An 18,517-nucleotide genomic window follows, 5' to 3' on the forward strand; every position below is an offset into this window, starting at 1 on the left:
CCTGCGGGGGAAGCTCTAGTTCATGTTCGACGTCGCGCCGACCGAGTTGCTGCTCGTCATCGTGGTGGCCCTGGTCGTCATCGGCCCCAAGGATCTGCCCAAGGCGATGCGTTTTGTCGGCAAATGGGTCGGCAAGGCGCGCGGCATGGCGCGCCATTTCCGCGCCGGGCTCGACACGATGATGCGTGAGGCTGAGCTCGAGGAACTCGAAAAGCAGTGGCGCGAGCAGAATGACGCGATCATGCGCGAGTTTCCGCGCATCGACGATGTCGCCGCCGGGACCCCGCCGATCCTGCCCGCCGAAGCGCCGGCCGAAACGTCCGGGCCCGAAGAGGCGGAAGCCAAGCCCGAGACGCACGACGTGCCGCCGCCGGGCGGGCCGCTGCCATGACCGTCGAGACTCCCGTCGAAACCTCCGTCACCGCCGATGAGGATGGCGCCGGCGGCAAGATGCCGTTGCTCGACCATCTGATCGAGTTGCGCTCGCGTCTGCTGAAGTCGCTGCTCGCGGTCGGCCTGGCCTTTGGGGTGTGCCTTTATTACGCGCGGCCGATTTTCGGCATCCTCGTCCATCCGCTGGTGGTCGCGGGGCAGGGGAAGCTGATCTATACCCAGTTGTTCGAGGCGTTTTTCGTCGAGATTAAGGTCGCGTTGTTCGCGGCGACGATGATCGCCTTTCCGGTGATCGCGAACCAACTCTGGAAATTCGTCGCGCCCGGCCTTTACCGCAAGGAAAAGCGTGCCTTGCTGCCGTTCCTGTTCGCGACGCCGGTGCTGTTCGCGATCGGCGCCTGCTTCGCCTATTTCGTCACCATCCCGATCGCGCTCAAATTCCTGCTCGGATATCAGGGGAATGTCGGCGGCGTGACGCAGGAAGCGCTGCCTTCGGTCGGCAATTATCTGAGCTTCGTGATGCAGTTCATCCTGGCGTTCGGCATCGCTTTCCTGCTGCCGATCCTGCTGATGCTGATCGAGCGGGCGGGGCTGGTGACGCGCGCGCAACTGATTTCGGCGCGGCGTTACATGATCGTCGCCGCCTTTGCGGTCGCGGCGGTGTTCACGCCGCCCGACATCCTCAGCCAGCTGCTGCTCGCGATCCCGCTGGTCTTTCTCTACGAACTGTCGATCTTCGCGATCTGGTTCACCCAGCGCAAACGCAAGACAGGCGCCGAAGCGGCGCCTGTCGAGCCTCTCGAAGAGGCCTAGGGGTAAGTCAGCACCCGCCGATCAGTGAATGGCGTCGTCGCCGGCCTGTCCGACCGACTCGATATCGCGGCCGACGCCTTTCACCGTGTTGCAGCCAGCGACCAGAAAGCTGGCTAGCAGGGTGAGAAGGATTACACGGACACTCGTCATTGGATCACCTCTTGCGGGTCATGTCTTGAGCGCAAAATGGCCCGGCACGCGTTCGAGGGGGGGGAGGGAATGCGGGCCGGGCCAATGTTGCTGAGCAGCGCTGCGGGGGGGGCGATGCCGCTGCTCGAAAAGGAAACGACCGGCGCGGCGAATAAGTTCCCGAAAAAAATTGCAGCGATGAAAAATTTTTTGCGATTCTTTTGAATCGCTTGGATTCCAATGCTTTGATCAGTTCATCGCGGTCAGGCCGCTGAGCACTGCGAGCCCGAGGAACGAGAAAAAGCCCATGATGTCGGTCAGCGTCGTCACGAAAACCGCCGACGAAACGGCGGGGTCGACGTCGAGCCGGTCGAGCGTCACCGGAACCAGGATGCCGGCGAGCCCCGCGACGAGATTGTTGATCAGCATCGCCGATGCAATGACGACACCGAGCAGCGGGTTGCCGAAGATCAGCGCGGTGCCGGTGCCGATCAGCACGCCGAGCGACAAGCCGTTCACCGTCGCGATGCGGAGCTCGCGGAAAATCATGCGCAACGTGTTCGACGCGGTGAGCTGATTGGTCGCGATCGCGCGCACGGTGACCGCCAGCGTCTGCGTTCCCGCATTGCCGCCCATGCCCGATACGATCGGCATCAGCACCGCGAGCAGCGCGAATTTGGCGATCGCGCCCTCGAAAAAGCCGACCACCGACGCCGCGAGCATCGCGGTGCCCAGATTGACGACCAGCCAGCTCAGCCGCGTACGGATCGTCATCACGATCGGTTCGTTGATGTCGCCGTCGCCCGCGCCCGACAGGCGCAAAATATCCTCGCCCGCCTCTTCCTGAATGATGTGGACGACGTCGTCGACGGTGATCATGCCGACCAGACGCCCGGCCTTGTCGACGACCGCGGCCGAGATCAGCGCATATTTCTGGAAGCGCAGCGCGACCTCTTCCTGGTCCATGTCGACCGGGATCAGCGTCTGCTCGCGCTTCATCAGATCGCTGATCGCGATGGTGCGCGGCGCGCGCAATATCCAGCTGAGCTGGCAGGTGCCGACCGGGCGGTGCATCGGATCGACAACGAAGATTTCCCAGAAATCGGTGGCGAGATCGACATCCTCGCGGAGGCGGTCGATGACGTCGCCGACGGTCACATGCTCGGGCACCGCGACATATTCGCGCTGCATCAGACGCCCGGCGGTCTCCTCGGGATAGGAGAGGGCGTCCTCGATCGCGGCGCGATCCTCGGGCTCCATCGCCTGGAGAACGGCCTGCTGCTCGTCCTCCTCCATATCCTCGATGATCGCGACCGCGTCGTCGGTATCGAGTTCGGACGCGATTTCGGCCACTTGCTCGGGCGCGAGCAGGTCGATCAGCCGCTCGCGCACATGGTCGTTCATTTCCGCGAGCACGTCGGGCGAAACCATGTCGCCGAGCACATGTGCGAGGAGCGGGCGGTCTTCGTCGGAGACGAGCTCGAACAGGTCGGCGATGTCGGCGGGGTGGAGGCGGCCGACGCGTTCGCGCGCCGCCTCGACCTCGCCGGCTTCGGCGAGGTCGATCACGTCGCGAACGAAAGCGGGTTTCAGCCGGTCATCCTCGTCGAGTTCGGTTTCGGCCTCGCGCTGCGCCGGATCGCGGTCGATCTCGCGATCGTCGGTGATGGTTGCGTGATCGACTGACACATCGTCGGGCGGCAGGGATTCTTCGCGTTTGTCCATCGCGCGGTCCTCCCTGGAATATGCGGCGTGTGATGTGGCTTCCGGCCTTCCCCTAGTCCCGCCGCCGCATGATGGCAACGCCGCCGCGACGCTTTTTGCGCAATTAGGGCGTGGCTTTGCCGCGCGGCGCGGCTATGGCGCTCGCATATCCCTCAGGCCTTTCCCAAGACCTTCCAACCAGGAGTTCCTCATGTCCGACCAGACGCTCACCCTTTCGCTGTCGACCGGCGATGTCGTCATCCGCCTGCGCCCCGACCTTGCGCCGCAGCATGTCGAGCGCATCACGACGCTCGCCAAGGAAGGCTTTTACGACGGTGTCGTCTTTCATCGCGTGATTCCCGGCTTCATGGCGCAGGGCGGCGACCCGACGGGCACCGGCATGGGCGGCAGCAAGCTTCCCGACCTGCCGCAGGAGTTCAACGCCGAGCCGCACGTCCGCGGCGTCTGCTCGATGGCCCGCGCACAGAACCCGAACAGCGCGAACAGCCAGTTCTTCATCTGCTTCGAGGACGCGCGCTTCCTCGACAATCAATATACCGTCTGGGGCGAAGTGATCGAAGGCATGGAAAATGTCGACGCGCTGCCCAAGGGCGAGCCGCCGCGCGAGCCGGGGAAGATCGTCAAGGCGACGGTGGCGTAAACAAAAATAGCCGTGCTCCCGCGAAGGTGGGAGCCCATCTCCGGCCGGTTCCATCTTGCACCGACCGGAGATGGGTCCCCGCCTTCGCGGGGACACGCAAATATTTTATGAAGCCGGCTGGGATCATTCCCCCACGAACCCGTTCAGCCGCTCGCAGGCGCTGATCCAGTCCTCCTTGAACGCCTGGACGACCTGCCCGGCGCCCATCGCCTCGTTCATCAGCCCGACGCCCTGGCCGACCCAGTAAGTTGCGAGCGCTCTCGCGCCTTCGTGGCCGCCCTCGGACAATTTGTCGACTTTGCGCAGCGCCGGTTCGCTGACCAGCGATTGCAGCGGCATGGGGAGCGGTTTGGGCGCGCCCTCGGCTTCCCAGGCGTCGGTCCACGGCGAGCGGAGCTGGCGTGAGGGTTTGCCGGTGCGGCTCTTCGAGCGCACGGTGTCGCGGGCCGAAGCTGCGAGCATCTTTTCCTTCACGACGGGATTGGTCTCCGCCTCGGCCGTGGTCAGCCAGACCGATCCGGTCCAGGCGCCGTGCGCGCCCATCGCCATCGCCGCCGCCATCTGGCGCCCGGTGACGATGCCGCCCGCGGCGAGGATCGGCGTCGTCGCGCCGACCGCCTCGACCGCCGCCGCGACTTCGGGCACCAGCACCATCGTCGCGACCTCGCCGCAATGACCGCCGGCCTCGCCGCCCGCGACGACGAGGATATCGACCCCCGCGCGGACCTGTGCCAGCGCATGGTCGCGCGTGCCGACGAGCGCGGCGACGGGCACTTTGTGGCGCTTGCCGAGTTCGAGCATCAGCGGCGGCGGCACGCCGAGCGCGTTGGCGATCAGCGCGATCGGGTGGCGGAAGGCGACTTCGAGCAGCCGCGCGGCGCCGTCCTCATGCATATTGTCCCCGAAGCTCTGCCGCGTCTCCATCGCCTCTTCGAGCCCCGCCGCATCGACGTCGAACTTGCCGAGCAGGTCGGCGGCGAAGCGAAGGTGCGATTCGGGAACCTTGGCGGCGTTGGACGTCGGCGCCTCGCCCTTGCCGGCGAAGCTGTTGGGGACGATCAGGTCGACGCCATAGGGGCGTCCGCCGATATGCGCGTCGATCCAAGCCAGTTCCTCCTCGAGCCGTTCGGGCGGCAGCGCGGCGGCGCCGAACACGCCCATGCCCCCCGCCTTCGACACCGCGACGACGACGTCGCGGCAGTGCGAGAAAGCGAGCAGCGGAAATTCGATGCCGAGCATGGCGCAGATGGGGGATTGCATGGGGTCTCTCCGATTATGTTGTCGACCTCTCAGGCCGTTTGCCCTGAGCTTGTCGAAGGGCCGTCCTTCTCTTCGGGTGTCGAAGGAAGGACGGTGCTTCGACAAGCTCAGCACGAACGGAAGAGGGGGCGTCCCGCTTCGTTCACACCCATGTCAGCGCCAGTTGACGTAAACGTCAAGTTGATTTGCGTGGGAAGCCCTCTATCGCTCGCCCTATGAGCGATTTTTCCCTTTCCGGTTTCGACCTAGACGCCTTTGTCCGCAACACCTTGGCCGAGGATCTGGGGTCGGGCGGCGACATCACCTCGATGGCGACCATCCCCGCCGACGCGCGTTTTTCGGGGGTGATGGACAGCCGCGACGCGATCACCGTCGCGGGCCTGCCGATCGCCGAAGCCTTTTTCCGTGCGCTCGATCCCGCGATGGAGATCGACATATTGGTCGCCGAGGGCGAACGGGTGGCGGCGGGAAGCGACCTGATGCGGCTGTCGGGCAACGCCCGCGCGATGCTGACCGCCGAGCGGTCGGCGTTGAACACGGTGCAGCATCTGTCGGGAATCGCGACGATGACGCGGGGCTATGTCGATGCGCTCGGCGGCACTGCGACTCTGCTCGACACGCGCAAGACGATCCCCGGCCTGCGGGTGCTGGAAAAATATGCGACGCGGATGGGCGGCGCGACCAATCATCGCATGGGGCTGTGGGACGCGGCGATGATCAAGGACAATCATGTCGCGGTCGCCGGATCGGTCGAGGAAGCGGTGCGCCGCGCGGTCGCGGCGGGGATCGAAAACATCATCGTCGAGGTCGACCGCGTCGACCAGGTCGAACCCGCGCTGAAGGCCGGGGCGACGCATCTGCTGCTCGACAATATGGGGCCGGATGCCCTGCGCGAGGCAGTTGCGATCGTCGGCGGCCGCGTGCCGACCGAGGCATCGGGAGGCGTGCGGCTCGACACCATCGGCGCGATCGGGGCGACGGGGGTGACTTATGTCTCGGTGGGGCGGCTGACGCAGTCGGCGCCGGCGGCCGACATCGGGCTCGATTTTGCGCTGGCTTGATATTGCGCTGGCGCTGCTGCTTGCGCCCTCTGCCGCGCAGGCCCAATCGCCCGCCTGCGTTGCACCCGACCGCGTTCCCGTCCCGCGCCTCGAACAGCCGCGACGCGGCGAGCCGGTGCGCAAGGTGCCCGTCGCGGGTTATCTGCTCAGCATGAGCTGGTCGCCGCAGCGCTGTGCGGGGGTGCGGAGCCCGAAGGACGCGCGCGATCGCTTCCAATGTTCGGGCGAGAACGGCCGGTTCGGTTGGGTGCTGCACGGGCTGTGGCCCGAGGCGGGCGATCCGGGCTATCCGCAATGGTGCCGCCCGGCGAAGATCGTGCCGCAGCCGGTGCTGAAGAAGCATATGTGCATGACGCCCTCGGCGCAGCTCCTTCAGCATGAATGGGCGAAGCACGGCACCTGCATGAGCCCGCATCCGGCCGCCTATTTCCGCGCCGCCGAAATCTTGTTCCGCGTGGTGCGTTTTCCCGACATGACGCGGCTGGCGGCAGCGCCGCAGACCGCGGGCAGCGTCCGGCGCGCCTTCGCGGCGGTCAATCCGGGGGTGAAGGAGACGATGATCGCGGTCGCGGCCGACCGCGACGGCTGGCTCGACGAGGTGCGCCTGTGCCTCGGCCCGCGGATGAAGCCGCAGCAATGCCGGTCGTTCCAGAAAGGACTGGCCGACCACCGTAGCGTGCGCGTGCGGCCGATGCCGCGCGATTAAACAAATCGCGCGCTTTCGTCCCGCGCCGGGACAGGGGCGGCGTTAACGCTTTTTTAACCTTATCGACTCGTTAAGCACGCCCTAGCTTCGCGGCATGGACTCGGGCCGACAGATCGACATTCGCGAACGGCTGCGCGCGCACGCGGCGCGGCAGGTGACCATCGCCCGGCTGAGCGCGCCGGAGGATTGGCAGGGCGAATTGGTGAGCGCGCTGCGTGCGGCGCGGCCGATCCCGTCCTTCTGGTCGCGCGACAGCGACATGCGGCTGTTTCTGGAAAGCTTTGCGGTCTTCTTCGTCGCGACGATGATGTTCCTGATCTAATCGCAGGCCTTATGTAGCTTCCACGCGAGGAAGGACGATATCAGGCACATCGCGGCGACCATCAGCAGCGTGTCGTCGATCGTCAGCCCCAGGCCGATCAGCACGCTGAGCAGCAGCGTCGCCGCGACCATGAAGCCCGAATTGACGATATTGTTCGCCGCGACGGTGCGCGCAGTCTGCGACTTGGCGACGGTGGTGGTCAGGAACGCATAGAGCGGAACGACGAACATGCCCCCGGCGACCGCGATGCCGAACAGGTCGAAGATGATCCGGTCGCCGGCGCTCAGCGACAGGAATTCGCGCCAGTCCATCAGCGTCGCATCGGCGTGGACCCAGCCTTTCACCGACCACCAGAGGTCGAGGACGAACAGCCCCATGACGATGACCGACCCGGGCGAATAGCGCGCCGAGACGTGGCCCTTGAGCAGCCGGTTGACCACGATCGAGCCGATCGCGACGCCGATCGAGAAAATGGCGGTGAACATCGTCGCGACGGTGTTGTCGCCGCCGAGCGCATTCTTGACGAGCGGCGGGAATTGCGCCGCCAATATCGCGCCGATCGCCCAGAAGAAGCTGATCGAGACGATCGCGAGGAACAGGCGCGGGATATGCATCGTGCCGCTCACGATCTGCCACGACGAGCGCAGCACATTATGATCGATGGCGAGACCCTCGGCCTCCTTCTCCGGCGGCGCGGCGGGGACGAAGCTGGCGGTCAGGCGGCCGATGACCGCGACGACGACGATGCCGGGAATGGCGATGTGCGGCGGGGTGAGGCCGCCGACGATCGTGCCGCCGAGGATAGCGATATAGGTGCCCGCCTCGACCCAGCCGGTGCCGGCGAGCACCTCGTCCTCTTCCAGATGCTGGGGCAGGATCGCATATTTGATCGGCCCGAAGAAGGTCGAGTGCATCCCCATCGAAAAGAGCGCGAGCAGCATCAGCGGGACATTGTGCAGCCAGATGCCGCTGGCGCCCACGATCATGATGCCGATTTCCGCCGACTTGATGAGGCGGATCATCCGCGTCTTGTCGGTGCTGTCGGCAAGCTGGCCCGCGAGCGCCGAGAAGAGGAAGAAGGGCAGGATGAACAACCCGCCCGCGAGCGCGTTGAACCACGCCTCTGTCTCCGGATCCTTGTAGATGGTGAAGGTGACGAGGATCACCATCGCCATCTTGTAGAAATTGTCGTTGAAGGCGTTGAGAAACTGCGTCGCGAACAGGGGCAGGAACCGGCGTTGCTTCATCAGCGCAAAGGAACCGGTCATTGAAAATCCACTCTTGCAGCCCGACATCCGGACAACGCCCGCCCCGGATATTCCCCCCAAAGGCAATCTTGTTGTCGCCGGGGGGGCTTATCGGGTAGGGCGGATGGGGTCAAAGCCCAATTTGGAACCGATACGCCGACAGGGATCATGCTCAGCCTTCCGAATATATTGACGCTGTCGCGCATATTGGCGGTTCCCATCCTGCTGTTTCTGTTGTGGCCGGGAGTCGCCGAAGGATCGCTCCAGCCGAAGCCGATCGATTACGCCTTCGCCTTCGGCCTTTATTGCCTGATGGGCATTACCGATTATTTTGACGGCTATGTTGCGCGTTCGCGCGGGATCGTGTCGCGGCTGGGCGCCTTCCTCGACCCGATCGCCGACAAGATCATGATCGCGGCGGTGATCCTGCTCCTCGTCTTCACGCGCGATATCGCGGGCTATCACGTCATCGCTGCGCTGATGATCCTGCTGCGCGAGATCATCGTGTCGGGGCTGCGCGAATTTCTCGCGACCCTGCAGGTGTCGATGCCGGTGACCCAGCTCGCGAAGTGGAAGACGACCTTTCAACTGATCGCCTTCGGCGCGTTGATCCTGGCGGGGGCGTTGCCGGAGATGGCGTGGATCAAGACCGTCGGCCTCGTCTCGCTGTGGGGCGCGGCGGTGCTGACGCTGATCACCGGCTGGGATTATCTGCGCGTCGGCCTCAAGCATATGGATTGAGCCCATGGCGCTGACGGTGAGCTATTTCGCCTGGGTGCGCGAGCGGATGGGGGTTTTCGAAGAGGTGGTCGAACCGCCTTTCGGGGTGGCGACGATAGCCGACCTGGTCGGCTGGCTCGCGGCGCGCGATGCGCGGGGCGCGCTGGCCTTCGCCGAGCCGGCGCGCATCCGCGCGGCGCTCGACGGGACGATGGCGCTGCCCGATGCGGCCATCGGCTGTGCGCGCGAGGTCGCACTGTTTCCCCCGGTGACGGGCGGATGATCCGCGTCGCGATCCGCGCGGACGCGATCGACGTTGCCGCCGAACTCGACCTGCACGATGCCGGGGGGCACGGGGCGAGCGCGAGCTTTATCGGCCGGGTGCGCGGCGACGACGGGCTGACCGAATTGTTTCTCGACCATCATCCGGTGATGACCGAAGCGGGGCTGGCGGGGCTGGCTCATGCCGCCGCCGACCGCTGGCACCTCGCGGCGCTGACCCTGATCCACCGCGTCGGCGCGATGGCGCCCGGCGAGACGATCGTGCTGGTGCTGGCGAGCAGCCCGCACCGCGCGGAGGCGCTGGCGGCTTGCGAATATCTGATCGACCGGCTCAAGACCGACGTGATGCTCTGGAAGCGTGAGAGTTTCGCCGATGGGCGGGTGCAATGGGTCGAACAGGGCGAGGGTGATCAGCGTCGCGCGGGCCGGTGGGATTAGCCCGCCTGGTGAGAGGCGAATGTCGGTTTCGGGGTGGGGAGCGGCCGTGCACTCTATTCGTCATTCCCGCTTTCGCAGGAATGACGAAGATAAGAGATACTGCGCGCGCGCTTTCAGACTCTTGTCATCCCGGATCAAGTCCGGGATGACGATGTAAGATAGGTCGCATTCCGGTCGCTTCCCGCCCTCCGCCCGCGCGGTGACGGAGGGCGCGGTGGTTAGTTTGCCTTATGCTTCCTGAAAATATCCGCGAGCAGGCGGAATTCGTCGGCACGCGGGCTGCCCTTGCGCCAGACCAGCGCGATCGTGCGCCAGTCGTGGTCGGACGCGAGCGGCCGGGTGTCGATGTCGGTGTGGTCGAGGATGCCCGCCTCGATCGCCATCTGCGGCAGCATGGTGATGCCGAGGCCATTGTCGACCATCTGGACGAGGGTGTGGAGCGAGGTGCCCATCATCCGCGCGCCGGCGCGCAGCTCGGGACGGTTGCAGGCGGCGAGGGCGTGGTCCTTCAGGCAATGGCCGTCCTCGAGCATCAGCATCTGCGCGGGGTCGAGTTGGTCGGCGCTGACCATGGCCGGAAGATCCTCGGCTTGCTCGCCGGGGAAGGCGACGAACAGTGCGTCGTCGAACAGCGGCTCGCTCTCGACGTCGCCGCAGGCATAGGGGAGCGCGAGAAGGACGCAGTCGACGGCGCCGTGATGGAGCGACTCGCACGCCTGCGCGCTTGGTTCCTCGCGGAGGAAGAGCTTGAGCGACGGGCGCTCCCTGCGCAGCCGCGGGAGAAGACCGGGAAGCAGGAAGGGCGCGATCGTCGGGATGACGCTCATGCGCAGCTCGCCGACCAGCGGCGCGGCGGCAGCGGCGGCCATGTCGGCCAGTTCCTCAGCCTCGCGGAGCACGCGATGCGCCTTGGCGACGATCTTGTCGCCGAGCACGGTGAAACGGACGACGCGGCGCGTGCGCTCGACCAGCGTCTGGCCGAGCAGCGTCTCAAGCTCGCGAATACCCGCCGACAGCGTCGACTGGGTGACGTTGCAGGCGTCGGCAGCGCGGCCGAAATGGCCCTGCTCGTGAAGCGCGACGAGATATTGCATCTGTTTGAGCGTGGGCAGGTAATTTTGCATTGATCGAATATAGCAATCGGCTGCTCTATTTTGAACAAGCATATCGATTAATATTTAGCGCCAATGTGGCGGCGTTTGTTGTTGGTTCCGGGGGCGCCATGATAGCAAGTCGATCCGGCGGGAGGGGCTGATGGCGATTTCCAGATTCTTGATCGGCGGCGTGGCGAGCGCGCTTCTGCTCACCGGCGGGGTCTTCCTGTGGAAAGGCCATAGCCAGATCGCCGAAGAGGAGGTGCTTCCCGAGCCGCCGCCCGGTCTGCCGGCCATTCCCGTCGCGGGCGCCAATGCGCCGAAGCGCGGGCCGGCGCCGCCCGCGCTGCCCGCCGCGAAGGAAGCCTCGCGCGAGGAGCGGCGCTTCAACCGCTTCGACCGCGACCGTAACGACCGGATCAGCCGCGTCGAATTGATGTCCTCACGCACCGCGGCGTTCCGCAAGCTCGACAGGAACGGCGACAATCTGCTGACCTTCGAGGAATGGGCCGTCGCGACGGGCGAGCGCTTCGCCAAGGCCGACGCCGACAAGTCGGGCGACCTGACGCGCGCCGAATTCGCGACGACCGCGCCGAAGCGGGCCCTGAAGCCGAAGTGCAGTTGTTGAAAAGATTCTCGCGCAGAGGTGCAGAGATTTTTTGGTTCGCGCGGAGCCGCGGAGCCGCTGAGCCGCGGAGAAGTGGTGCTGACCGCGAAGCGGCCTTTGTTGATCTCGCGGAGAGATCAAAATCAGAAAGATAGAAGAGCCTGTCGGCTCGACCCCTCCGCGTCTCTGCGTGAATCCCTTTCTTCTCTTTACCCAGCCAGCTTCATCCACTCCGCCAGCGCCGTTCCGGCGCGCTGCGTGTAGCCGAGCTTCCGATCCTTTTTCCGCACATCCTCGGCTAGCGGAGGGAAGAGGCCGAAATTGACATTCATCGGCTGATAACTCGCGGCGTCCGCGCCGCCGGTGATGTGGCCGAGCAGGGCGCCGAGCGCGGTTTCGGGCGGCGGTGGGGGCAGGGCGCGACCGCCCAGTTCGGCGATGGCGAAGCGCGCGGCGATCAGGCCGATCGCGGCGCTTTCGACATAGCCCTCGCAGCCGGTGATCTGCCCGGCAAAGCGGATGTGCGGTGCCGACTTGAGACGAAGTTGGCCGTCGAGCAGTTCGGGCGAGCGGATGAAACTGTTGCGGTGGAGCCCGCCGAGCCGCGCGAATTCGGCCTTCTCCAGACCGGGGATGGTGCGGAATAGCTCGACCTGCGCGCCATGCTTGAGCTTGGTCTGAAAGCCGACCATGTTCCACAGCGTGCCGAGCGCATTGTCCTGGCGAAGCTGGACGACAGCATAGGGCCAGCGCCCGGTGCGCGGATTGTCGAGGCCGACGCCCTTCATCGGGCCGAAGCGCAGGGTTTCGACACCGCGCTCGGCCATCACTTCGATCGGCATGCAGCCTTCGAAATAGGGCGTGTCCTTTTCCCAATCCTTGAAGTCGGTCTTGTCGCCGTCGATCAGTCCCTGGACGAAGGTGTGATACTGGTCCTTGTCCATCGGGCAGTTGATATAATCCTTGCCGTCGCCGATCGGGCCGACCTTGTCCCAGCGGCTCGCCATCCATGCGACGTCCATGTCGATGCTGTCGCGGTAGACGATCGGCGCGATGGCATCGAAGAAAGCGAGCGCGTCCTTGCCGGTTGCGGCGCCGATGCTCGCGGCGAGACCGGCGGCGGTCAGCGGGCCGGTCGCAACGATCGTCAGTCCCGCCGACGGCAGCGTATCGACGCGCTCGCGTACGATGGTGACGTTCGGATGCTCTGACAAGGCCCGTGTGACGCCGCCCGAGAAGAGGTCGCGATCGACCGCGAGCGCCGAGCCCGCGGGGACTTTCGTGGCGTCGGCTTCGCGCATGATGATCGAGCCCAGCGACCGCATCTCGCGGTGGAGCAGGCCGACCGCGTTGCTGTCGCCGTCGTCGCTGCGGAAGCTGTTCGAGCAGACCATCTCGGCGAGCGCGTCGCCCTGATGCGCCGGAGTCATGTCGCCGCCTCCGCGCATTTCGGACAGGCGCACGCGATAGCCCGCTTCGGCGAGTTGCCAAGCCGCTTCGGAGCCCGCGAGGCCGCCGCCGATGATGTGAATGTCGTGGGTTGCCATATTCTATCCGTTGACTTGGGTGGTATCCGCCGCGCACTGAAGGACGATTGCCCTAATCCCCGTCGTCATCCCGGCGAAGGCCGGGATCTCGCCATCGCGTTCGAGGGCGCCGATGAGATCCCGGCCTTCGCCGGGATGACGGATGGATAAGATCGGGCTTCATTCCAAGGCGCTCGCCCTCTAAGCGGATTGCCGGGAAGATGCAAAGGGGCGGATAATGAACGAAGATCAGCATTGGGATCGCGCACGCTGGCTGTGGGGGCTGGCGCTGGTCGGCGGCATCAGCTTTTTCGTCGCGGTGCACCAGCATTGGGACGGCGCCGCCATCCATCTGTGGAAGACCTCGGGGGTCGCGCTGCTCGCGATCTGGGCGGCGGTCAATGCGCGGAGTGGCGACGGGCGGATGATCGCCGCGGTGCTCGGCTTCGGAGCGCTCGGCGATTGGGCGCTCGATGCGATCGGATTGATGCAGGGCGCGGCGGCTTTCGCGATCGGGCACCTCGTCGCCATCGCGCTGTATCTGCGCTATCGGCGGCCCGCGTTGACCGGATCGCAGCGCCTGCTCGTCTTCGCCGTCGCGCCGCTGGCGATGCTGATCGCCTGGGCACTGACCCGGCATGGCGAGACGGGCGAGATGGGCGCGGCGGTCGGTTACAGCGCGCTCGTCGCGGCGATGGCGGCAACCGCCTGGGCGAGCCGCTTTCCGCGCTATCGTACCGGCATCGGCGCGATGATGTTCCTTGCCAGCGACCTGTTCATCTTCGCGGGCGAGGGCGGGGCGCTCGGCAAGGATGTGACGATGTGGTTCGTCTGGCCGCTCTATTTCGCGGGGCAGGCGTTGATCGCGTGGGGCGTGGTCAAGACGCTGTCCGGCGAAGCGCGCGGATAGGGCGCAGGTTCAGTCCTCACCCCGCAGGCAGGACGCCATCCAGGCCTCGTCCTCGGGCTCGGGGCCTTCGCCGTCCAGCGTGCGCACCTTGGGCAACCCGGCATCAGGACGGGCGCCGGCGCAACTGAAGTCGCCGCCATCCTTCACGCTGTGGAGTCGGCTGCCGCAGGTCTGGAGCGTCTGGTCCGAGGTGCCCCAGCCGACCTTTGCTGCGTCCGGCGGCGCTTGTCCGGCGCAATAGGTGTCGGTCTCCGACCCCGGGTCGCCGCAAATCCGGTCGATATGCGCGCGACTGCCCTTTGCGGTCGCGATGAAGCGCTGGGTATAGTATGCGTTGGTCGCGAAGTCGCGCTGAACGCCGCACACGCGGTCGCCGCGCTGTGCCGTCAGCGTATAGGAACAGATATTTGCGCCCTGATAGGTTTCGCAGGCCATCCACGCGCCGTCGAAGGGGGCGGGGTCGTGCTGCGGGGCCGCGCCTCCCGTCACGAGCGCCGCGACGGGCAAGGCGGACAGCAGAATAAGGCGCATCGCAATTCTTTCTCTGGATGGGTCTGTGAGATCCATCTCATGGCTGGCGGGGGGCTGCAATGTCCCGGATCACAGTCTTAGGGAAACCGGCCTATCCGTCCCACGCTGCGATCGTCGTGCGGTGGAGCAGGCGGTCGTGCCCGTCATAGCCGCCGGTCGCGCGATGCAGTACCGAGCGATTATCCCACATGACGAGCATGTCGGGCTCCCATTCGTGGCTGTAGCGAAATTCCTCGCGGCCCTGCCATTCGAGCAATTCGACGATCAGCGGGATCGCCTCCGCATCATCCATCCCGTCGAAGCCGATGATATAGCCCGCGCAGCCGAACAGGCCTTCGCGGCCGGTTTCGGGATGCTTGCGGACAAAGGGATGAAGCCGGGTCGCCAGCGCTTCCTCGCCCGAGCGGATGTCCATGCTGCGGCCCTGATCCTTGGTGCCGTACATGCCCGAGGGGGCGTAGCCGCCGCGCGCGCTGTGGACGGCCTGCAATCCCTCGATGCGGGCGCGCAAATCCACGGGCATCGCGTCGAGCGCGGCGTGCTGGTTCGAAAATTCGGTGTTGCCGCCGACGGGAGGTATGGTGATGCCGAAAAGACAGGTGCCCGCGGGCGGGCGGTCCTGAAAGCTCCAGTCGCTGTGCCAGTTTTCGGCGAACAGCGGCGCGGTCTCGTCGGCGCGGCGCTTGACTGCGATGATATGGTCGCGGCCGGGGATCGGCTTGATGAACGGATCGTCGCCGAAGCCCCCGAAATAGCCGGTGAAGCGCTCGAGATCATCGTCGCTCATCTTCTGTTCGGGGAAGACGAGGACGTGATGATCGAGCCACGCCGCGCGGATTTCGGCGACGGTTTCGGGTGCGAGCGGCCGGGTCAGATCGACGCCGGCGATGCGGGCGCCGCAAGCCTCGCCGGTAGGAGTGATGGTAAGCGTCATGGGGGGAGGGTGCGCCAGATGGCGGAAGAGGTCAATCGGCCCAATCGTCGCTCCCGCGAGCGCGGGGGCGACGGTCAATCCCGCTTGCTGAGCCCCACCACCGCATGCATCGGCAGCTCGCCATAGAGGTGCGGGAAGGGCGCACCCTCGCGCGCTTCTTCCCAGCGCACCGCGTCGCCGAATTGCGAAAGGTCGACCTCGGCGATCATTAGGCAATTCTGGCCTGCGAAATGCTTCGCCAGCGTGGCTTCGAGCTGCTCGGCGGTCGACAGGTGGATATAGCCGTCGGCGATATCCACCGGCGCCCCGCGGAACACGCGCTCGCGTTCGAAATCGACCCATTGCTGGTGCGTCAGCACCTTGAAGGCCGTCGCGACGTTCACTCGGACGGGGCCTCGGTCGCGGGGGCCTCGGGAGCTTCCGTTTCGGCGGCGCCCTCGGTGTCGTCTTCGTCGCTGTCCTCGATCAGCGCGGCGGAGACGACATGCTCGCCGTCGGCGACGTCGAACAGGCGCACGCCCGCCGAGCCGCGGCCGATGACGCGCAACGAGTCGAGACCCATACGGATCAGCTTCGCCTGGTCGGTGACGAGCATCAGCTGATGCGCCTGCGTGGCGGGGAAGCTGGCCACCACCAAGCCGTTGCGCCTGATATTGTCGATGTTGGTGATCCCCTGGCCGCCGCGGCCGGTGCGGCGATATTCATAGGCCGACGACAGCTTGCCATAGCCGTTGGCGCAGACGGTCAGGATGAACTGCTCGCGGCCCGCCAGTTCGGCGAAGCGATCGGCGTCCATATCGGGCGCGCCTTCCTTTTCGGCCTTCCACGGGGCGAAGCGGAGATAATCCTCGCGCTCGTCCTGATCGCGCATGCCGCCGCGATGGAGGATCGACAGCGAGATCACCTCGTCGCCGGCCGCAAGGCGCATGCCGCGCACGCCGGTCGAGTTGCGGCTCTGGAATTCGCGGACATCATCGCCGGCAAAGCGGATCGCCTTGCCCTGCCGCGTCGCGAGCAGGACATCGTCGTTTTCGCCCAGCAGCGCGACGCCGATCAGCCGATCATCCTCGTCCTCGCCCTCGAATTTCATGGCGATCTTGCCGTTCGACGGAACGTTGGTGAAGGCGTCCATGCTGTTACGACGCACATTGCCCTTTGCGGTTGCAAACATGACGTGCAGCTTGCCCCATTCGCCCTCGTCCTCGGGCAGCGGTAGGACGGTGGAGATGGTCTCGCCCTGCGCGAGCGGCAGCAGGTTGATCATCGGGCGCCCGCGCGTCGCCGGGCCGCCTTCGGGCAGGCGCCACACTTTCATGCGATAGACCTTGCCCGCGGTCGAGAAGAAGAGCACCGGCGTGTGGGTCGAGGTGACGAAGAGTTCGGTGACGACGTCCTCGTCCTTCGTCGCCATCCCGGCGCGGCCCTTGCCGCCGCGGCGCTGGGCGCGGAAGGTGTCGAGGGGGGTGCGCTTGATATAGCCGTCGAGGGTGACGGTGACGACCATCTCCTCGCGCTCGATCAGATCCTCGTCATCGATGCCGTCGGCGGCGGGGGCAACGAGCGTTTTGCGCGGCGTCGCAAATTCCTCGCGCACCGCGATCAGTTCCTCGCGCATCACCGCATAGAGTTTTTCGCGGTCGGCGAGGATCGAAAGCAGTTCCTCAATTTCGGTGGCCAACTCACCGAGTTCCTTGCCGATTTCGTCGCGGCCGAGCGCGGTCAGGCGATGGAGGCGGAGGTCGAGGATCGCCTTCACCTGAATTTCGGAGAGGCGGTAGGTGGCGCTTTCCTCCATCTCGCCCTCGATCGCCTCGACGAGGCGGATATAGGGCGCAATTTCGCCGATCGGCCATTCGCGGGCGAGCAACGCTTCGCGCGCCGCGGCGGGCGAGGGCGAGCCGCGGATGATGCGGACGACCTCGTCGAGGTTCGAGACCGCGACGACGAGACCGAGCAAGATGTGCGCGCGGTCCCGCGCCTTCGCGAGTTCGAACTTGCAGCGGCGGGTGATCACCTCCTCGCGGAAGGCGATGAAGGAGGTCAAAATCTCCTTGAGGCCGAGCATTTCGGGGCGGCCGCCACGGATCGCGAGCATGTTCGCGGGGAAGCTCGACTGCGCGGGGGTGTGGCGCCAGAGCTGGTTGAGCACGACCTCGGCGGTCGCGTCGCGCTTCAGCTCGATGACGACGCGAACGCCCTCGCGGTTCGATTCGTCGCGGATGTCGGCAACGCCCTCGATGCGCTTGTCGCGCGCGGCCTCGGCGATCTTCTCGACCAGCCCCGATTTGCCGATCTGAAAGGGGATCGAGGTCAGGACGATCGACTGGCGGTCATTGCGTCCTTCCTCGATCACATGCGTCGAGCGCATCATGATCGAGCCGCGGCCGGTCAGATAGGCGTTACGCGCGCCGCCCTGACCCAGCATCATCGCGCCGGTCGGGAAGTCCGGACCGGGAACGATCGCCATCAGATCTTCGAGGCTTATCAATGGGTTGTCGATCGTTGCTAGTGTCGCGTCGATGACTTCGCCAAGGTTGTGAGGCGGAATATTGGTCGCCATGCCGACCGCGATGCCGCCCGCGCCGTTGACGAGCAGGTTCGGGAAGCGTGCCGGGAGCACCGTCGGCTCTTCGCGGCTCGCGTCATAGTTGGGCTGGAAGTCGACCGTGTCCTTGTCGAGGTCGTTCAGCAGCACCATCGCGGTCTTGGCGAGGCGCGCTTCGGTATAGCGCATCGACGCCGGCGGATCGGGGTCCATCGAGCCGAAATTGCCCTGACCGTCGATCAGCGGGACGCGGAGCGACCAGTCCTGCGTCATGCGCGCGAGCGCGTCATAGATCGCGCTGTCGCCGTGCGGGTGGTAATTACCCATCACGTCGCCGACGATCTTCGCCGATTTCTTGTACGGACGGCCGGGGACGAAGCCGCCTTCCTGCGCCGCATAGAGGATGCGGCGGTGGACGGGCTTCAGGCCGTCGCGCACGTCGGGGAGCGCGCGGCTGACGATCACGCTCATCGCATAATCGAGGTAACTGGTCTTCATTTCGTCGACGATGTTGATCGGCGAAACGCCGTCGGGCGACGGCGGCAAATGCGGATTTTCTTCGGTCAAAGCCCGGCCTTTTTTCTGCTTATCGGGAGATGGATTTTGCCTAGCCCATGGGGGCAGCGAATGCCAG

The 18,517-nt window shown here is 65.7% G+C and carries 21 protein-coding genes; 11 read left to right on the forward strand and 10 right to left on the reverse strand.

What is annotated here, in order from left to right; genetic code table 11:
- The first annotated feature begins 22 nt into the window (after positions 1-22).
- Both tatB and tatC read left to right on the forward strand, forming a co-directional pair.
- Positions 23-391: a Sec-independent protein translocase protein TatB gene (gene tatB / locus NP825_RS06730; RefSeq protein WP_257549678.1), complete on the forward strand. Its 369-nt coding sequence runs from the start codon at positions 23-25 to the stop codon at positions 389-391.
- A complete protein-coding gene (gene tatC, locus NP825_RS06735) occupies positions 388-1,206 on the forward strand; it encodes a twin-arginine translocase subunit TatC (protein ID WP_257549680.1) in 819 nt (272 codons plus the stop codon). The genes tatB and tatC overlap by 4 nt, the downstream gene beginning before the upstream one ends.
- 21 nt (positions 1,207-1,227) lie before the next feature.
- On the opposite strand, the gene NP825_RS06740 is transcribed toward tatC, so the two are convergent.
- Together NP825_RS06740 and mgtE are read right to left on the reverse strand one after the other, a co-directional pair.
- Complete coding sequence (locus tag NP825_RS06740; protein ID WP_257549682.1) at positions 1,228-1,356, reverse strand: entericidin A/B family lipoprotein; 129 nt, start codon at positions 1,354-1,356, stop codon at positions 1,228-1,230.
- A 228-nt stretch (positions 1,357-1,584) separates the two neighbouring features.
- Positions 1,585-3,060, reverse strand: a complete 1,476-nt coding sequence (gene mgtE / locus NP825_RS06745; RefSeq protein ID WP_257549684.1) for a magnesium transporter — start codon at positions 3,058-3,060, stop codon at positions 1,585-1,587.
- 190 nt (positions 3,061-3,250) lie between these two features.
- Between mgtE and NP825_RS06750 the strand changes: the two genes are divergently transcribed.
- Positions 3,251-3,700 carry a peptidylprolyl isomerase gene (locus NP825_RS06750; RefSeq protein ID WP_257549686.1) on the forward strand — a complete coding sequence of 150 codons (450 nt, stop codon included), beginning with the start codon at positions 3,251-3,253 and terminating at the stop codon, positions 3,698-3,700.
- A gap of 123 nt (positions 3,701-3,823) precedes the next feature.
- Here NP825_RS06750 and NP825_RS06755 read toward each other — a convergent pair whose 3' ends face one another.
- Positions 3,824-4,960: a nitronate monooxygenase family protein gene (locus NP825_RS06755; RefSeq protein ID WP_257549688.1), complete on the reverse strand. Its 1,137-nt coding sequence runs from the start codon at positions 4,958-4,960 to the stop codon at positions 3,824-3,826.
- Between the two features lie 215 nt (positions 4,961-5,175).
- Here NP825_RS06755 and nadC point away from each other — a divergent pair, with 215 nt between their 5' ends.
- The 3 genes from nadC to NP825_RS06770 all read left to right on the forward strand — a co-directional run bounded on the left by nadC (position 5,176) and on the right by NP825_RS06770 (position 7,049).
- Positions 5,176-6,021: a carboxylating nicotinate-nucleotide diphosphorylase gene (gene nadC / locus NP825_RS06760; protein WP_257549690.1), complete on the forward strand. Its 846-nt coding sequence runs from the start codon at positions 5,176-5,178 to the stop codon at positions 6,019-6,021.
- Positions 6,008-6,727 carry a ribonuclease T(2) gene (locus NP825_RS06765; RefSeq protein WP_257549692.1) on the forward strand — a complete coding sequence of 240 codons (720 nt, stop codon included), beginning with the start codon at positions 6,008-6,010 and terminating at the stop codon, positions 6,725-6,727. Before nadC ends, NP825_RS06765 begins: the two co-directional genes overlap by 14 nt.
- A 94-nt stretch (positions 6,728-6,821) precedes the next feature.
- Entirely contained in the window at positions 6,822-7,049 is a 228-nt protein-coding gene (locus NP825_RS06770; RefSeq protein WP_257549694.1) for a hypothetical protein, read from the forward strand.
- Here NP825_RS06770 and NP825_RS06775 read toward each other — a convergent pair.
- Positions 7,046-8,317, reverse strand: a complete 1,272-nt coding sequence (locus NP825_RS06775) for an MFS transporter (protein ID WP_257549696.1) — start codon at positions 8,315-8,317, stop codon at positions 7,046-7,048. The genes NP825_RS06770 and NP825_RS06775 overlap by 4 nt on opposite strands.
- Positions 8,318-8,464: 147 nt before the next feature.
- Between NP825_RS06775 and pgsA the strand changes: the two genes are divergently transcribed.
- Genes pgsA through NP825_RS06790 form a run of 3 tightly spaced genes read left to right on the forward strand, consistent with a single transcriptional unit; the run spans position 8,465 to position 9,736 of the window.
- Positions 8,465-9,037: a CDP-diacylglycerol--glycerol-3-phosphate 3-phosphatidyltransferase gene (gene pgsA / locus NP825_RS06780; RefSeq protein ID WP_257549698.1), complete on the forward strand. Its 573-nt coding sequence runs from the start codon at positions 8,465-8,467 to the stop codon at positions 9,035-9,037.
- 4 nt (positions 9,038-9,041) lie between these two features.
- On the forward strand, positions 9,042-9,299 hold the full coding sequence (locus NP825_RS06785) for a MoaD/ThiS family protein (protein WP_257549700.1): 258 nt from the start codon (positions 9,042-9,044) through the stop codon (positions 9,297-9,299).
- On the forward strand, positions 9,296-9,736 hold the full coding sequence (locus NP825_RS06790; protein ID WP_257549702.1) for a molybdenum cofactor biosynthesis protein MoaE: 441 nt from the start codon (positions 9,296-9,298) through the stop codon (positions 9,734-9,736). Before NP825_RS06785 ends, NP825_RS06790 begins: the two co-directional genes overlap by 4 nt.
- 218 nt (positions 9,737-9,954) lie before the next feature.
- Here the strand turns inward: NP825_RS06790 and NP825_RS06795 are convergent, their stop codons facing one another.
- Positions 9,955-10,860, reverse strand: coding sequence for a hydrogen peroxide-inducible genes activator (locus tag NP825_RS06795; protein ID WP_257549704.1), 906 nt, complete (start codon positions 10,858-10,860; stop codon positions 9,955-9,957).
- Positions 10,861-10,990: 130 nt separating this feature from the next.
- On the opposite strand from NP825_RS06795, the gene NP825_RS06800 reads away from it, so the two are divergent.
- Positions 10,991-11,458, forward strand: a complete 468-nt coding sequence (locus NP825_RS06800) for an EF-hand domain-containing protein (RefSeq protein WP_257549706.1) — start codon at positions 10,991-10,993, stop codon at positions 11,456-11,458.
- Positions 11,459-11,646: 188 nt separating this feature from the next.
- On the opposite strand, the gene trmFO is transcribed toward NP825_RS06800, so the two are convergent.
- Positions 11,647-12,984, reverse strand: a complete 1,338-nt coding sequence (trmFO, locus tag NP825_RS06805; RefSeq protein ID WP_257549708.1) for a methylenetetrahydrofolate--tRNA-(uracil(54)-C(5))-methyltransferase (FADH(2)-oxidizing) TrmFO — start codon at positions 12,982-12,984, stop codon at positions 11,647-11,649.
- A 217-nt stretch (positions 12,985-13,201) separates the two neighbouring features.
- Here trmFO and NP825_RS06810 point away from each other — a divergent pair, with 217 nt between their 5' ends.
- Positions 13,202-13,873 carry a lysoplasmalogenase gene (locus tag NP825_RS06810; RefSeq protein WP_257549710.1) on the forward strand — a complete coding sequence of 224 codons (672 nt, stop codon included), beginning with the start codon at positions 13,202-13,204 and terminating at the stop codon, positions 13,871-13,873.
- A gap of 9 nt (positions 13,874-13,882) precedes the next feature.
- Here the strand turns inward: NP825_RS06810 and NP825_RS06815 are convergent, their stop codons facing one another.
- From NP825_RS06815 to gyrA, 4 genes are all read right to left on the reverse strand, one after another.
- Positions 13,883-14,404, reverse strand: a complete 522-nt coding sequence (locus NP825_RS06815) for a hypothetical protein (RefSeq protein ID WP_257549713.1) — start codon at positions 14,402-14,404, stop codon at positions 13,883-13,885.
- A 91-nt stretch (positions 14,405-14,495) separates the two neighbouring features.
- Positions 14,496-15,338: a TauD/TfdA family dioxygenase gene (locus tag NP825_RS06820; protein ID WP_257549715.1), complete on the reverse strand. Its 843-nt coding sequence runs from the start codon at positions 15,336-15,338 to the stop codon at positions 14,496-14,498.
- Between the two features lie 74 nt (positions 15,339-15,412).
- Positions 15,413-15,721 (reverse strand): DUF952 domain-containing protein, encoded by a 309-nt coding sequence (locus tag NP825_RS06825; protein WP_257549717.1) that lies wholly within the window; start codon positions 15,719-15,721, stop codon positions 15,413-15,415.
- Complete coding sequence (gene gyrA, locus NP825_RS06830) at positions 15,718-18,381, reverse strand: DNA gyrase subunit A (protein ID WP_374046559.1); 2,664 nt, start codon at positions 18,379-18,381, stop codon at positions 15,718-15,720. Before gyrA ends, NP825_RS06825 begins: the two co-directional genes overlap by 4 nt.
- Positions 18,382-18,517: the final 136 nt, after the last annotated feature.

Origin of the sequence: Sphingopyxis sp. DBS4 (assembly GCF_024628865.1) — a bacterium.
GTDB lineage: Bacteria > Pseudomonadota > Alphaproteobacteria > Sphingomonadales > Sphingomonadaceae > Sphingopyxis.